Annotated in this window: 13 protein-coding genes; 6 read left to right on the top strand and 7 right to left on the bottom strand. The window is 42.0% G+C overall.

The window, feature by feature from the left end; translation table 11 throughout:
- Positions 1 to 16: 16 nt before the first annotated feature.
- Positions 17 to 2,137 carry a DUF3488 and transglutaminase-like domain-containing protein gene (locus J7384_RS02495; RefSeq protein WP_209110982.1) on the bottom strand — a complete coding sequence of 707 codons (2,121 nt, stop codon included), beginning with the start codon at positions 2,135 to 2,137 and terminating at the stop codon, positions 17 to 19.
- Between the two features lie 162 nt (positions 2,138 to 2,299).
- On the opposite strand from J7384_RS02495, the gene J7384_RS02490 reads away from it, so the two are divergent.
- The gene (locus tag J7384_RS02490) at positions 2,300 to 3,898 is read left to right on the top strand and encodes a DEAD/DEAH box helicase (protein ID WP_247741570.1); all 1,599 of its coding nucleotides are present in this window, start codon (positions 2,300 to 2,302) and stop codon (positions 3,896 to 3,898) included.
- 65 nt (positions 3,899 to 3,963) lie between these two features.
- Here J7384_RS02490 and J7384_RS02485 read toward each other — a convergent pair whose 3' ends face one another.
- Complete coding sequence (locus J7384_RS02485) at positions 3,964 to 5,070, bottom strand: glycosyltransferase (RefSeq protein WP_209110980.1); 1,107 nt, start codon at positions 5,068 to 5,070, stop codon at positions 3,964 to 3,966.
- Positions 5,071 to 5,222: 152 nt separating this feature from the next.
- On the opposite strand from J7384_RS02485, the gene J7384_RS02480 reads away from it, so the two are divergent.
- Entirely contained in the window at positions 5,223 to 5,987 is a 765-nt protein-coding gene (locus J7384_RS02480) for a glycosyltransferase family 25 protein (RefSeq protein WP_209110978.1), read from the top strand.
- A 16-nt stretch (positions 5,988 to 6,003) separates the two neighbouring features.
- Here the strand turns inward: J7384_RS02480 and J7384_RS02475 are convergent, their stop codons facing one another.
- Positions 6,004 to 6,783, bottom strand: coding sequence for a glycosyltransferase family 2 protein (locus tag J7384_RS02475; RefSeq protein ID WP_209110976.1), 780 nt, complete (start codon positions 6,781 to 6,783; stop codon positions 6,004 to 6,006).
- Between the two features lie 272 nt (positions 6,784 to 7,055).
- Between J7384_RS02475 and J7384_RS02470 the strand changes: the two genes are divergently transcribed.
- Entirely contained in the window at positions 7,056 to 7,814 is a 759-nt protein-coding gene (locus tag J7384_RS02470; RefSeq protein ID WP_209110974.1) for a glycosyltransferase family 25 protein, read from the top strand.
- 68 nt (positions 7,815 to 7,882) lie between these two features.
- Here J7384_RS02470 and J7384_RS02465 read toward each other — a convergent pair whose 3' ends face one another.
- From J7384_RS02465 to cobA, 3 genes are all read right to left on the bottom strand, one after another.
- On the bottom strand, positions 7,883 to 8,248 hold the full coding sequence (locus tag J7384_RS02465) for a glycosyltransferase (RefSeq protein WP_348523835.1): 366 nt from the start codon (positions 8,246 to 8,248) through the stop codon (positions 7,883 to 7,885).
- Between the two features lie 62 nt (positions 8,249 to 8,310).
- On the bottom strand, positions 8,311 to 8,742 hold the full coding sequence (locus J7384_RS02460) for a hypothetical protein (RefSeq protein WP_209110966.1): 432 nt from the start codon (positions 8,740 to 8,742) through the stop codon (positions 8,311 to 8,313).
- A 260-nt stretch (positions 8,743 to 9,002) separates the two neighbouring features.
- A complete protein-coding gene (cobA, locus tag J7384_RS02455) occupies positions 9,003 to 9,803 on the bottom strand; it encodes a uroporphyrinogen-III C-methyltransferase (RefSeq protein WP_209110964.1) in 801 nt (266 codons plus the stop codon).
- 486 nt (positions 9,804 to 10,289) lie between these two features.
- Between cobA and J7384_RS02450 the strand changes: the two genes are divergently transcribed.
- Entirely contained in the window at positions 10,290 to 11,735 is a 1,446-nt protein-coding gene (locus J7384_RS02450; protein ID WP_209110962.1) for a M28 family metallopeptidase, read from the top strand.
- A 34-nt stretch (positions 11,736 to 11,769) separates the two neighbouring features.
- Positions 11,770 to 14,010, top strand: a complete 2,241-nt coding sequence (locus J7384_RS19645; RefSeq protein WP_209110960.1) for an EAL domain-containing protein — start codon at positions 11,770 to 11,772, stop codon at positions 14,008 to 14,010.
- A 77-nt stretch (positions 14,011 to 14,087) separates the two neighbouring features.
- Here the strand turns inward: J7384_RS19645 and suhB are convergent, their stop codons facing one another.
- Positions 14,088 to 14,891: an inositol-1-monophosphatase gene (gene suhB, locus J7384_RS02440; RefSeq protein WP_209110952.1), complete on the bottom strand. Its 804-nt coding sequence runs from the start codon at positions 14,889 to 14,891 to the stop codon at positions 14,088 to 14,090.
- Positions 14,892 to 15,287: 396 nt separating this feature from the next.
- Between suhB and trmJ the strand changes: the two genes are divergently transcribed.
- Positions 15,288 to 16,118, top strand: a complete 831-nt coding sequence (gene trmJ, locus J7384_RS02435) for a tRNA (cytosine(32)/uridine(32)-2'-O)-methyltransferase TrmJ (RefSeq protein WP_209110951.1) — start codon at positions 15,288 to 15,290, stop codon at positions 16,116 to 16,118.
- Positions 16,119 to 16,140: the final 22 nt, after the last annotated feature.

Below are 16,140 nucleotides of genomic sequence, written 5' to 3'. Positions count from 1 at the left end.
TTTTAATTTGATTGACCTAAATCGCTTTTTTCAGTTTTCGATAACTGAGCTTTAACGACTGTAATGCTTGTTCTTGACTGTTGTCGTCTTGGGCTTGATATTCAAGGCGCTGGTAAGTTTGATAAAAGTGGTTTACTTCGGCGCGATGCGTTGGATATTGCGCCGCGACTAATTGACTAAATTCGCTAAGTGACTGCCTTGGCTGTTTGACTAATTTCTTTTTGGCAAGTCGAGTCGCTAAATCATGATAATACCCTTGCCATTGGTTTGTGTTTCGTCGTGACTTTTTATCGCGGTTGAGCCACCAAATAAAACTCAGGCCTAGCACAAAGCACAAGGTTGTTATAATCGCGAATTTCCACAAAGGCATCTTGCCAAAAAGTTGCTTAAACAACTGATACTGGTTAGTGCTGTTGTAGCCAATAATCCAGCGCGTCCAGTAATAATCTAGTGCATCCAGTTGCTGCCTGACTTTGTTTAACCAGTCTATCTTGCGTAAATTGGCAAAACCCAAAAGGGATGATTGCTGAAGGCTGCTAACTTGATCAAAGCCTTGGTTGACTCGTTCTGGGCTGACCGCTGCGGTCGGGTCTACTCGCGTCCAGCCCTTGTCTTCAAGCCAAATTTCACTCCATGCGTGGGCATCACGTTGGTAAATTGAATAAAAACCGCCATTTTCATTGTATTCTGCGCCCATGTAGCCGGTAACGAGTCGAGCAGGTATACCCGCCGCTCGCATAATAAAGGTAAAACTAGCAGCGTAATGGACGCAAAAGCCTTGCTGGCTATCAAAAAAGAACTGGTCGAGCTGCTGATTTTCACCATTAGTCAACAATGGTGGTGTTAAGGTATAAAAGTAGTTTTGTTGACGGATGCGCTCAAGTACTGCTTGTGCAAGTGTCAAATCATCAGCGTAATGCTGCCTAAGCTCTAAGGCGTAGGCGGTTAACCTAGGGTTAGAACCTTGAGGCAACTCGCGATTTAGCTGCTTTGAATCAGGACTCAACTGTTTTGACATGGTTGCAGTGGGATAACTGCGCATGGAGTAGCTAAATTTTTGGCTCAGCGGGACTTTTGCTTGTACCGTGAAATCGGTTGTGAAATTTAGCTTATTGCGCTCTGTCGCTGGCGGCTGGGCGACATCAAGCGCAAATAACCAAGACTGATAACTGGGTTCAGCAATAACCTTATATAGTAGTGGTTGCCCTTGATAATTGATCTGACTATTGATTGAAGATAGCTGATTACTGTTGTTTGAGCTGGTGTTAGCAATGTTTGAATTACGCTGGTTTTCTTTGCGAATTTTCCAAGTTTTACCATCAAAGTCTTCCATCACCAGTGTCCGCCAGTAAAACTGATTAAATGCTGGTGCTGGCGACTCAAACGTTGCCCGAAAGGCTAATTCATTTGATTGGACTAGTTGATTGATATCGCCAATGGATACTTGATCAGACAAGCCTGTTTTTGCCGATTGTGCCAAGGGCACTTGCCAAAACGGGCTTAACCTCGGAAACAGAAAGAACAGGACAAGAGCAAAGGGAATACTTTGTAAAACAAGTCGAGTGCTATGCCAAACAAGGGTTTTGTATTGATTGACTGAGAGCTGCTGAGCTGTTCTCGGTTGCCTGTTAATCCCAGTTTGGTTGTTGGTTACGGGGATCGAAAAATTGTCGCTTGAAAAGTAGCAAAGTAACGGCAATAGATTAAGTATGAGTACTGCGATAAAGAGCACCGATATCTCTAGCGATTGCTGAAAAATCATCGCGGCGGCAAGGACAAATATGCCAAGCACCGTCTGCAAATAAAAATCTTGCCTGCGATTGAGCTCAAATTGTTTTAAGGCATAAGAAAAGCAAAGCAAATTGAGCATGCTAATTAAGACACCGTTTTGTTTGCTCTGCCAAGCTAACAAAATAGTTCCCGTGATCGCGATTAGCCAAATCATCGGTTTGTTGGGGGAGCGGATTTTTTCACAAATGACCAAAGCTTGGTAAACGAGTAACAAGCCAATAATGGCGCTGATCCAACTGGACAGCTCTAGGACTAACAGCGCGCAATTGGCGAACATGGTCAGCAACATTAACCAGTGTACTGGTTTGGCAAGCTGTTTAGCGAAGGTGTCTCGAGGTTTAGTCATCTATTTTTGCTGCCGTGTATCGAGTCTTGTATTTGCTATTATAATTATTCCACTGTATCAAAAACCTCGCTATTGCGCACCGCAGACATGCTATTGATTGCTTATTAGCCAAGCTTACTGTATCCTTCAGCGCTTTTTTGCCGGTAGGACCGTATTTACTGTATGTCTGTTGCTCCAACTTCTAACACTAACGCCTCGATTAGTTTTTCTGATCTCGATTTATCTGCAGAGCTACTCAAAGCGCTCAGTGAAAAGGGCTACAGCCAACCATCGCCAATTCAAGCTAAGGCTATTCCCGCGGTTTTAACTGGTAAAGACGTTATGGCAGCAGCCCAAACCGGTACCGGAAAAACCGCGAGCTTTACCTTGCCGATGCTTGAACTATTGGCCAATGGTGAAAAATCAGCGAAACAAAAGGCACAAATTAAAGCCTATAAAGCCAGTAAAGGCAATGGGGTTAGAGCTTTGGTACTAACGCCGACTCGAGAGCTAGCTGCTCAGGTACACGACAATATTCGCGTCTATAGCCAATATTTATCCATTAAAGCCGAAGTTGTGTTTGGCGGTGTAAAGATCAATCCGCAAATGATGCGCTTGCGCGGTGGCGTTGATATTTTGGTTGCAACTCCCGGACGATTGCTCGACTTATACAGCCAAAATGCCATTCATTTTGACCAGCTTGAAATCTTAGTGTTAGATGAAGCTGACCGCATGCTCGATATGGGCTTTATCCGCGATATCAAGAAAATTCTTGCCTTGTTACCCAAGCAGCGCCAGAACTTACTGTTTTCAGCGACGTTTTCCGATGATATTCGCGAACTCGCGCAAACGGTAGTTAACAACCCGGTCGGAGTTTCGGTGAATCCCGCTAATACCACAGCTGCAACAATTGAACACTGGTTAGTTACAAGCGACAAAAAACGCAAGCAAGATATCTTACATCACTTGATTGAAGCCGAGCACTGGCAGCAAGTTTTGGTGTTTAGTCGAACAAAACACGGTGCTAATCGCATTGCCCGTTTTTTAGAAACTAAGAACATTAGTGCGGCGGCTATTCATGGCAATAAAAGCCAAGGGGCACGCACTAAAGCACTCGCTGCCTTTAAAGCGGGTGAAGTTAGAGTACTGGTGGCAACTGATATTGCTGCTCGTGGTATTGATATTCAACAACTACCGCAAGTGGTCAACTTTGATTTGCCTAACGTTGCTGAAGACTATGTTCATCGCATTGGTCGAACAGGGCGCGCTGGCAGTAAAGGGCAAGCGATTTCATTAGTGTGTGCTGATGAGCACAAGCAGCTTGAAGATATTGAATACGTTATTCAGCAACATATTCCACGTCGAGCCTTGGCGCAATTTCCTACCCATAACGAATTGCCTGCATCGAGAGTAATAAAGCCGTTAAAAAAGAAAAAACCGAAAAAAATCAAAGTTAAAAAGCCTGAAACGAGTCAGGAAAATCCAGAAGCGGGCAGCTCTACACCTAAAAAACAAGCTCAAGCTAAACCGCGCTCAGTGCAGAAGCAACCATCTAATAACAAGCAAACACAGCAAAAGCGTTCTGTTACTGGTAAGAAAAACGCTCAACAGCGCAAAGGTAAAGGGAATTTAAACGCTAACTCAAACAATGAGCGCAAACCAGCGTCAGTTCAAACTAGTGATAGTAAAAAGCCTAATCCTAGTAAGAAACAAGCGAGCAAGGGGGCAAATAATAGACGTCGAAAAACAAACAATAAGCCAGCTCGACAAAGTAATTCTTAATAATTGATTGAGTTAACGATAGCTAATATTTGATTAGCTATCGTTAAATTGCTAGAGGACCATCACTAGTTGGTAAGCGCTAGATAGCGTTCAGCCACTTTTATTGCATCGACCTTGGCGAAAATATCGGCGTTACTCAATGCCGTGCTTGATTGATGGCTTGAACGCAAGGCGTCGTTTAATTTTTCAGCCAGTGCCTCAGGGTTGCGTCTTGGTGCTAAATAATGGCTGAGCTCCCCTGTTAATATTTCATCAGGGCCATGCGGACAAATGGTTGATACAGGAATGGTATTACACGTTAGCGCTTCAATTAATACCGTTGGCAGTCCCTCAAAGTCAGAACTTAACACTAGCGCTTTGGCATTGGCTATCCAGTTATATGGATTTTGTTTAAAGCCAGGTAGGATTACTCGGTCTTCTATACCATATTTTGCTGCAAGCTTTTTGGCTTTTCCGACTTTATTACACAAGCAAACTAGCTTGTACCTACTATCAACATTGCGCAACGCTTTAAACAGAATGTCATGACGCTTTTGCTTAGCAAAACGGCCCACGTGAATGATGTAGTCATCTTGCGGAATATCTGCATCTGGTTGTTCAGCCAACTCTCGTATTTTGTTGACATTAAATGGGTTGTAGATTGTTTGAATTGAACTCGGCTTTATTCGTTTAACGGTTTCTAATTCTTGTTTAATACCATCAGAAACGGTTATTAGTTGTTTGCCATTAAGTGATTGTAAACACTGGCGTAAAAAAGCGTATTTAATTGGCCCCATTAATTTGGTGCGTTTAACGGTTTCTTCAATCGAGTTGTGAATCACGAAGTAGCAAGGACTAAAATTGCAAGCTGCGACAATGCGATTACAGTCGTCTAAATTTGACAAAAATAGATCATATTTGCCAGAAGTCTCAAGTTTGTCGATAAATTGAGTGAGTTTTTGAGCGTGTTTATCGGTGTCAAAAAAACCGTTGATTTTAGCTTTATTATCGGTGTAAAGAACGTGAACAGGATAGTTCGTCGGTAACTCGTAATCAAAACGGCTGGTTAAGACGATTAACTCAGGTTGGTGACCAAGCGAGACTAAAGTGTCAGCCAAAGACATCATGACTTTTTCGGCGCCACCGCCAGCAAGGGTATCGATAAAAATAGCAACTCTTTTAGTTTGCATCATAATGTTTGAAGACCAGTAAATAGAAAGTATCGCCGCATTTTAATTGATGAAATAGAAAAATTCATGAATTATTACCAAATAATCGAGAGATAACTACAATGATTGGCGGTTTTTGCTTAAAATGTAAATCTTGTCAATATTTGGGTACTTTAATGACTGTAAACTACAAAACTTTTTTAATTAACTTAGATAAGTCAACTGATAGGCTAGCTTATAGCGAAAAAAGGCTAACAGAGCACAATATTGCTTTTGAAAGAGTTGCAGCTGTTTATGGTGCCGATTTGTCCAGGCAAGAGTTAACTCAAGCATATAGCGACCAGTTACCTAATGCTTATTACAAAAAGCTCAATATAGGCGAAATCGGTTGTTATTTGAGTCACCGTAAAGTTTGGCAAAAAATTGTTGATGACAAGCTCGATTTTGCCGTGGTGCTAGAAGATGATTTTAATATTGTTGATGATTTTTCTGCAATGTTAGCAGCGGTGTCTTCAGCGCCGATAACTTGGGATTACATTAAGTTGGCTGAACACGACCGTCCTAGAAAAAGTCTCCATACTATTGATATCAATAACCATAAACTGATCACATACGATAAGATTCCTGCTCGCACCTGCGCTCAAGTCGTTAGTTATGAGGGGGCGAAGAAGCTGTTAGCGGCTAGTCAACCATTCTCTCGTCCGGTTGACATTGATTTACAATATTGGTGGGAAAAAGACATTCGCGTTTTTGGACTAATGCCTTATGTTTTTCGTCCTAAAACTGATTCGGTTAGTGAAATAGATAAGTTAAAAGGACGAGATGACGCCGAGAAAAATGATTTAAGGCGTTTAATCTCACAAGTTAAGTTCTTTGCTCATAACAAGTTTGCTAGCAAAGCTCTTGTAAAAGCACTGAAATTTGAAGTATCTAAGTTATAAGCTTAAAGTTAGATGATCAGTCGAGCTGATCATCTAAGTGTGCGTTTTGTAAGCCAACTAATGCAGCATATTTATGAAAAGCATATTGACCAAGAATCATCGCCATTAGCAAGCCACGCCAGCCATCCAGAAAACCTAGTCTGAAAACATATTGTTGCAAAAAGTCACTGAAAAAGCGCAAAATAGCAAAACCTATTGTAGTTCTTTTACCAGCATCAAACTTGTGTTTAGCAATCAATGTTGCGTACTTCAAATGCTTTTCTTGAATATGCTGATAGTTTCTCCAACTGAAGTGGATTAAGGGCGATTTGAGAACAAGCACCTTTTCAACCGGCAATAACAGTGTTTCATGCACTTGGCGATCTTTGAATTTTGCACCAGGTTTGTAAAATAGTTTACCTTGAGGACTGGAATATCTGCCTCTTTTTAGTGGCTTACCAAACAAGTATGTGTGCCAAGGCATTTTGATAAAGGTCGCATCTAGTTCTCTCCTTGACAGCACCTCATCAATCTCTAGTTTTAATGATTCGGTAACCCGTTCGTCTGCGTCCAGATTAAGCACCCAATCGTGCTCACATTTAGCTAAAGCCCTATTTCTTTGTGGGCCGTAACCGGGCCAATCAGTTTGATAAACCTCATCAGTGTATTTTTTCGCTAATTCAACAGTATTGTCGGTGCTTCCTGAATCAAGAATCACTAATTGATCAACCCAGCCAGCCAGAGGCTTAAGGCATGCTTCAATACGATCTGCTTCATTACAAACAATTAAGTAGCAAGATAACTTTCTTCTAGTCATATAGGTTATTAACTCTTGATTTTTTTATTCTGAAATACTGCAGAACTATCATAGCTGTTTATCAGTCTCTAAGCTACTGGCTATGCATATCCGGCAAACTGTAATCATTCGAATCAAAAGTGCTGTTAAGTAACTTTTTTGTGTGTTTAAGTGAACTTATAGTGTCAAATGCATGAAATTATTAAGTTGGTAGGTTATAGTTGAGCAGTTAATTCTAGTGGGCTGTAGAGATTTTTAAATTACAGCCAAAATATGATTAAAGGTAGACTTTTGTGAATGAAGTTTTTCAAATTCCAACTTTTGTGATTAATTTGGATGAGAGCGTTGAAAGGTATCAAGAAGTATTGCCTCAACTACAAAAGTTATCGATAAATGCTGAACGAATCTCCGCAGTGAGAGGGTCGAAACTCTCCGAGCAGGAGTTTAATCGAGTATATGACGAAATAGCGAACAAGAAGCTTTTTCGAAGAGGGCTGACAGCGGGGGAAGTAGGTTGCTATCTGAGTCATCGAAAAATATGGCAACGTATGCTCGATCAAAATATCAAATTAGCGCTTGTACTCGAAGATGATATAGTCATTAACGACAATATTCTGGATTTCCAGAAGCATGTTGACACATTAGTTAAATATGATGTTGTCAAATTAGCTGATGATAGAAACTGCCCTCCAGCCGAGAGTAAAAAACTCGATGAGCAGCATAGCCTGATTAGTTATAGCAACATTCCAAATTGTACCACTGGTTATTTTGTTAGTTTAGCAGGAGCTAAAAAGTTACTGGCGAGAAAGCGTATATATAGACCTGTAGATATCGATATGCAACATTGCTATGAACTTGGTGTTTCAGTGGTTGGGGTAACACCTTATCCGTTGGATAAAAATATGAAGTGGGATGTTGATGAAATGAGTGATATCGCTATCGATAACGGTGGTGCCCACAGTGTCAAAACAGACAGCTATTGGAGAAATGTCAAATATCGCATTAGGCTTGCTTGGTATCGCAAATTTTACCGATCTGCCCATTTAAATTAAGCTTCTGTGCGAGGCAATCGTTAGCACCACAAAATATAGCGATATTTTTGCGGTGCTAGGTAATTTTCTTAGTGTAACGGCAAAGGCGCTGTTAATCCGCCAGCACTATACGGAGTGTTACTATTTAGATATTCGCCATCTAGTGCTCTTTGATAACAAGTTTGATAACCTAAAAACATTTCTCTACTGGAAAACTTTTCTTTGGCGAGTTGATGACAAAGTCGACGATCAAATTGGTCAACATGATGCGCTGCCTCGATTAGCTCATTGTAGTTGTTTGATAAAAAGCCAACTTTTTCATCAGTAATGATTTCCGGCAATGAGCCGTATCGAGTACCAATAACCGGTGCGCCTAAATACAAAATTTCAATAATTGCTAAGCCAAAGGGGTCGAGCCACCTAACCGGGAACAGCAAAGCTTTAGCATTTTTGATCAGTTGATTTTTTATTCGCCGCTAACCATACCGTGAAAACGAATGCTAGAGCGCCAAATAAACTAAGACTGCTTTTGGTTGATACTGAGTCTATTACCACATATCACTCTTAATGTCGATTGAGCTTTACGAGTGATATGAATCGTACCCGATAGGTTTTTTGTTGGCGCTTTAGCCTTACCTAAGAAAGTAAAATAGTCATCAGGCTTTGCTATATTAGGCTCTCCGTATTCGTCCCAGTTTAAGCCGTTATAGACGTAGCAGTCAGCGCCGTGATTCTCTGCGTGTTTGCGGGATAGAAAAACACAGTTTCTCGAATATGTTGTTGGTAGTGTTGCATTGCCGTGTTCGGTTGATATGTATGGAACGTGTAACCCACCATTGTAAGGTCGATGAAAGTGAACAATATCGGGCCAATCATCGATTTGTTCAGTTAGTGGGATGTTTTTGTTGGCGATAGTCGCATTACTGGGTAAATTTTTAGCATTTCCCACAGGTACCGTACCTCGTGAGCAGCGCGCTCTTGATTTGTCGCTAGTCCCCAAACTACTCTTTCTGTACCTCCGTACTTCAATGGCGGAAGTGAATAGCGGCTTGGCATTGCGTGAAGTATCTTCATGGTTAATCTCGAATTATTTTCAGCACGAAAAATTGTGCAGAGAAGAGATTTTAACCACATTGGGTTACTTACAACTTTGATGAAATGTTGTAATCGTGTTGGGTAGTGTATGTCTTTTGTATATTCAGTTATCGACTAAACGTTTATGGGGCTTAAATAACCCAATTGAGTGAGTTGCTTATCATCAAAGGTGTTTACAACATCGCCAATAACAATCAGTGTTGGTGGTTTAACTTGATGTTGAATCACAATATCGTTGAGGTTTGACAACTGGCCTTTAAACACTTGTTGTTCGGGTGTTGTACCTTTGCGTATCAGTGCGGCTGGAGTTGAAGGTAAACGGCCTGCGTTGATCAGTTGCTCGGTGATAATGGGCAAGCTTTTTACTCCCATGTAAAAAACAACGGTTTGTTGTTTATCGTTTAGTACTTGCCACGGCAGGTCAAGCTCACCATTTTCTTGTAAGTGGCCTGTAATAAAGGTCGAGCTGCGAGCCACTTTACGATGGGTAAGAGGAATACCGGCATAGCTAGTACAGGCTGAAGCAGCTGTCATGCCCGGCACTATGTGGCAAGCAATATCGTTAGCGAGTAGATATTGTGCTTCTTCGCCCCCGCGACCAAAGACAAATGGATCACCACCTTTTAACCTGACTACTTTTTTACCTTGCTTGGCATAGTCAACTAACAGTTGATTAATACCTTCTTGAGGTAAGTGATGTTGAGCCTGCTTTTTACCTACGTATACTCGTTCACAATGAGAGGGCAACAATGCCATGATTTGTTCGCTAACCAAACGATCGTAAATGGCGACTTCCGCTTGTTGGATGAAACGATAGGCTTGAATAGTCAGTAAATCTGGATCGCCAGGTCCTGCGCCGACAAGCGCTACTTCACCTGCAACAAAAGGCTGTTTATTTAAACCAATGTTTTCCATAAATACTCAGCTATCCTCTTACACTACAACTTAGCTAGTTGACGAGTTAATATTCTTATTGATTATATTAAGAGTTAAACTTATAACATACTATAACTATTTTTATCTTGTTTATGTGTTTTTGTTATTTTTAATTAACTAGTAGGTTCATATATACCCAAGCTACCTCAAGATGTGTGTTCAGTTGGAATTAAAAGTGATTTAGGTAAGGCATTGATTGCAAAGAATGGTTATTCCCTTGTTAAAATCAATAACGCCGCATAAATTATCTTTTAAACCAACTCTTCGGGCGCTTCACAGGAACTTACTCTCATCGTTGCAGCTAATTGAAAGGGAGTAACCATTCCTGCTAGCTGCGCCTTGATATCAAGTCCCTGTGACAGCGCTGAATCACGCATCTTGAGGTGGCTTGGGTATTACCGGAAACTAACACATTATTTTGATTGCACGTATTTAAAAAATAATAACGATAATAGGGGAGTAGTGATGAACATTGAAACAAGGTTAAACCGATTAAATCCTAAAAAAGCTCGAGACAATGGCATAACTCGCACAGCAACACTGAGTGCTATCGTTGGTTCTTTATTGGCTGGGACAGTATATGCCAAGCAACAAACTCTAGTGGTACCACCGAGTGAACAGCCCGTACTACGGGATATTCAAGCGGCAGTTAGTGCTGACAACCTGAAGAGCGATGTCACTAAGCTAGTGAGCTTTGGCACCAGACACACCTTATCTGAGACTAAATCTGATACTCAGGGCATTGGCGCTGCTCGACGCTGGATTAAACGCGAATTTGACAAAATATCTGAGCAATGTGGTGGTTGTTTAGAGGTCGTTTACCATCGACAAGTGTTTTCCGGCGAACGCAGAATTCCTGAACCTACTGAAGTGGTCAACGTGATCGCCATTCAGCGTGGCACGTTAGATCCAAATCGCTATATCATGATGTCTGGTGATATTGACTCTCGGGTCTCAGACCCACTTGATTTCACAAGTGAGTCACCGGGGGCCAATGACAACGCTTCAGGTGTCGCCGGTGTCATAGAAGCGGCCAGAGTTTTATCACAATACAAGTTTGCCGGTACTGTGGTTTACGCGGCGCTTTCTGGTGAAGAACAAGGGCTATTTGGTGGTAAGATTACCGCTCGAATCGCCAAAGAAGAAGGCTGGCGTGTAACTGGTGTTATCAATAACGACATGATTGGCAATATTTCTGGTATCAATGGTGTTATTAACAACACAACTGCCCGCGTATTTTCTGAAGGTGTGCGCTATGTTGAGACCAAAGAAGAAGCTCGTTTGAGACGATTCACTGGTGGCGAGGTCGATTCTCCGTCTCGCAACCTAGCGCGCTATATTGATGTTATCGCCGATAAGTACATTCCGAATTTGGATACCATGATGGTTTATCGCCTTGATCGTTTTGGTCGTGGTGGTCATCATCGACCATTCAATGAGGTCGGTTTTCCTGCGGTCAGAATTATGGAAACCAACGAGCATTATGATCGCCAGCATCAAGACTTACGGACAGAAAATGGCAGAGAATATGGTGACGTGCTCTCAGGTGTCGACTTTGCCTTTAACGCCAAGTTAACCTCACTAAATGCGGTCAGCTTAGCATCGTTAGCTTCTGCTCCGCCAACACCTGCCAACGTTAAAATTACTGGTGCGGTGCAGCCATCAACTAAGCTGTCGTGGCGACGACCAACAGGCAAAATGGCTGAAAACCTTGCAGGTTATAGAATTCATTGGCGATTAACCACAGAGCCGACGTGGACAAAAAGCCAATACGTTGGCGATGTCACCGAATTCACGCTAGAAAATATTGTTATCGATAACTATTTCTTTGGTGTTAGCAGTGTTTCTAAAGACGGTTTTGAAAGTCCAGTTGTGTTTCCGGGACCTGCTGGTTCATTCGGCGGTTACTAAAACAGTGGCGTAAGTATTTGTAAAGGAAATGGCCGTGAATAACATAGTTAAACCATATTTGTTTAAAGCGAGTTTGGTTTCGGTATTGGCAGTAGCATTTGGTTTAGCACTGTCGGTAGTGGTTTATTTATCGAGTGAAAAAGTGCGAGAAAACGCTATTGATTTAGTTGATACTCGCATTCCTGTGCTCAGTGCTATTCAGCACTTGAGCGCAGATTTAAGTGAACACGAGCGCATAGTTTACGAATACTACGCTAGTCAGAACGAGTTAACCTTTGTTGCTGCCATCAAAAGTAACAAGGCTGTTATCGAACAGCAATTAGAAAAGTTGTATCAGCAAGCGATAGCGCCAGCACAACTTGCACCGATCAAGCAACAGCTTGCTAAGTTACATGCGAGCGTTGATAAATTTCATCAGTTGATGTTGGTGCAAGCCAATAATTGGGATCAAGTTCGAGCAGAATTAGCGCAAATTTCAGCGCTGCGTCGCATGACCTTACCGTATTTGAGCGAGCTCAATGCCGATAACCAAGCACGAGTAAATCAAGGGCATCAAGCGACTTTATCGCAAATGTCTAATACTCGTAACACAGTGGTTGTATTTGGTATCGCGATTGTTTTGTTGGCGCTACTTATCGCTTGGTATACCCGTCAATATTTGATCACTAGCGCTTTTAATACTCGATTGGCTCTTTTTTCAGAGCGTAACCCCAACGCTGTGATGAGTGTTACTGCCGGTGGCAAGGTCACATACAGTAACCCTGCCTGCCAACAGCTGTTGGAAAGAGTAGGGTTACAGCAGCAATCGACAACAAGTTTGTTGCCGGACAATTTGCTATCAGAGCAAACTGCTGACAGCCTAGCCTACGATTTTGTTATGCGAGTTGAGCATCAGATAGGACAAGTACACTTGTTGTTTGAGGTCAATTGGCTGGCCGACATTCAAACATATGACATTCATATTCTTGATATCAGTGAGCAAAAGCAGGCTCAGGACGAAATTAAACAGCTTGCCTACAATCATCAAGAATCCAAGTTGCCCAATCACTACAAGCTCGATATCGATTTGGATTACTACGTTATCAATCAAATCAGTGTCACTCTGGGATTGATCAATGTCTCAAATTATCGAGCCATGGTTACCCGACAAGGGGTAGAGTGTTCAAATGGTGTTGTTAGCCAGTTAGCGGCCATGTTAGTGCAAGCGCTACCGGAACTGAACTTGTATCACATTGCTGAAAATCAATTCGCTGTGGTTTGGCAACGCAAAGCCGAAACTGATGAAATTGATTCCTTAGTGGAACGCCTCAAGTTGTTAGTTGAAGACTCAATCATTACCTGTAATGGCGAATTTTTTGTCGAACTCGATTTTGGTTTTAGTTTCTACCCACAAGATAGCGCTTCGGCGACAGAGCTTTTTAAGAATGCCTTTACGGCTAGTATGGCAGCGGTTGAACAACCTCACAACAACAGTGTGATATTTGATCGCCAGTTAACCGAAACTATTGAAAAACAAGTACTCTTGCAAGATAAATTGCGTTCGGCGATTAGTGCCAATGAGTTGTTTTTGGTCTTTCAGCCGCAATTAGATCTCAGTACCGATAAGATAACAGGTATTGAAACGCTAGTTCGCTGGCGCCACCAAGGTGACATTGTTTCACCAGCCGAGTTTATTCCATTAGCAGAACAAACGGGTTTAATTGTTCCCATTGGGCAATGGATATTAAAACAAGCGTGCTTGTTTGCTAAACATTTAACCGTTGAACTGGAATATTCGTTAGCCGTCGCGGTTAATATTTCACCGAGACAGTTCTCTCATCCTAAGTTTGTCGAGTCGGTCGAGCAAATCTTATCGGACACGGGCTTGCCACCGCAGTTTCTTGAGCTAGAAATTACCGAAGGTGTTTTTGTTGATAACGAAGAAGCCATGCTTGTGGTATTGAAGCGATTAAAATCATTAGGCGTGCAATTATCAATAGACGACTTTGGCACCGGTTACTCGTCTTTGGCCTACCTAAAACAGTTTCCGGTCGACAAGTTGAAAATAGATCAAGCTTTTATTCGCTCAAGCCATGAGAATGATGAAGACAAAGTATTGGTCAATACGATTATCGCGTTAGGACAAAATTTAGGCTTGAAACTGATTGCCGAAGGGGTTGAGTTAATTGAGCACGTCGATTTCTTGCGCGCAGCTCAGTGTGATGAAATTCAAGGCTATTGGTTTAGTCGACCACTTGAACAAGCTGACTTGTTAGCATTTTTAGAAAAGCACTAGTAGTTAACCAAAACTCAGGTTAGCGATAAAAAAAGAGCGCTTAACGCGCTCTTCTTAGTATTAGGTCGTTTGAAAATTTACTTCTTTAAACTTTCAGTTAAGTGCGGACGAATATCAGTTAAAATTGTTTTTAACAAACGCGCACTTGCGGCAACGGTATTACCTGATTTAGTGTGATTGTGACCACCGGTTAAGTCAGTCACCAAACCACCAGCTTCAATTACTAATAATTCGCCAGCGGCTGTGTCCCAAGGCTTTAAGCCAAATTCAAAGAAACCGTCAACACGGCCAGCAGCAACGTAAGCTAAGTCCAGTGAAGCAGAACCGGCGCGGCGCATATCAGCTGTTTTAGCGAACAGGTCTTTGAACATGGCTAAGTAGCTGTCAATGTGGTGTTTTTGTTTGAATGGGAAGCCAGTAGCTAATACCGCGCCATTTAATTCTTTTGCTTGATTAACGCGAATTCTAAAACCGTTAAGTTGCGCGCCTTTACCGCGGCTTGCTGTGAATAATTCGCCGCGAATTGGGTCGAAAACAACTGCTTGGTCGAGCTTGCCTTTTACTTTTAAAGCAATAGAAACAGCAAAATGAGGAATGCCTTTAACAAAGTTAGTGGTGCCGTCTAATGGGTCAATAATCCATTGGTAATCTTGGTCTTCACCATCGTGAACACCTGATTCTTCACCAATAATGCTGTGGCTAGGGTAAGCTTTTTTAATGGTATCGATAATTGCTTGTTCAGCAAGTTTGTCAACATTGGTGACAAAGTCGTTTAGGCCTTTGGCTTCTACTTCAACTTTATCTTGTTGTTCGAACGCACGAACGATCACATTTCCAGCCGAACGCGCAGCGCGCACAGCAATATTAAGCATTGGATGCATAGTCTTACCCTAAATTTTGTAAAGAACAGCTTAGTGGTCGCATTCGCCACTAATGTTAAAGCGGCGCGCATTATATCAGGAAATTTATCAAAAGCGAGGGAAATGTTGGTTGTTTTTTAACCTTTAGATCAAAAGTTACTAATTGATAGCAATTTAGCCGAGCATAAATGCTGAAATTTTTGCCAAATAAGCGTATTTTTTCTATCAGATTTGACCTTGTGTGTTAAAATCTCAGCATTTAGCCATCTAGACTGTCAACTTAGTGGCGCGCTGCTTAGTTACTATTGACGATAATCGCCAGTAATAACGTTAAAACAACTTTGATATTTGCGTGCTAACTATTATTTAAGTAGATGAAAGTCTATCGGTGGTACTAAACAATTATTGCGGAATACTATGTCTGAAACACCTAATTCTGATATCAATCAATCTGAAACTAAGTCGCTACTTGATCGCGTGCGCATTGTGCTAGTGAACACCTCTGATTGTCGTAACATTGGTTCGGCGGCACGAGCGATGAAAACCATGGGACTCAGCCAACTGGTTTTAGTTGACCCCATTGAAATGCCTAATGGTCAAGCACAAGCCTTAGCCGCAGGTGCGACCGATGTTTTAGCTAATGTTAAAGTTGTGAAGACATTAGAAGAAGCGATTACCGATTGTGGCTTAGTTGTAGGCACGAGTGCTCGTTCGCGCACTTTACCGTGGCCAATGCTTGAGCCAAGAGAATGTGGCGCAAAGTTAGTGCAAGAAGCTCATGATTATCCAGTTGCGTTGGTCTTTGGCCGTGAAAGTAGTGGTTTAACTAATGATGAATTACAACTTTGTCATTTTCACGTGCAAATACCAGCTAACCCAGAATACAGTTCACTGAACTTGGCAATGGCCGTGCAAACGCTAAGCTACGAAGTTCGGATGAATTATTTGGAGCAGCAAGCACAGCAGCATCAAGCAAGCAGTCAATCAAATGACGATGACACCGAGTACCCAGTTGTTGATGATACTGAGCGCATGTTTGAGCACTTTGAACAGGCGTTGAAAAAAACCGGCTTTATTGTGCCTAGTCACCCAGGACTAGTAATGACCAAACTACGCCGTTTGATTAATCGCGCCCGACCTGACGTAAAAGAAGTCAAAATGTTGCGCGGTATTCTCGCTTCGGTTGAAAAATCTGCGGGCGGGAAAGGCACGCGTCAGTCGGACGAGCCGGAACAACAAGACAGTTAACTGTTAATATAAAGAGTGAGTA

The organism is Endozoicomonas sp. G2_1, assembly GCF_017744155.1.
In the GTDB taxonomy this organism is placed as follows: domain Bacteria; phylum Pseudomonadota; class Gammaproteobacteria; order Enterobacterales; family Alteromonadaceae; genus JAGHQT01.
This window is presented reverse-complemented; position numbering and strand designations above follow the sequence as displayed.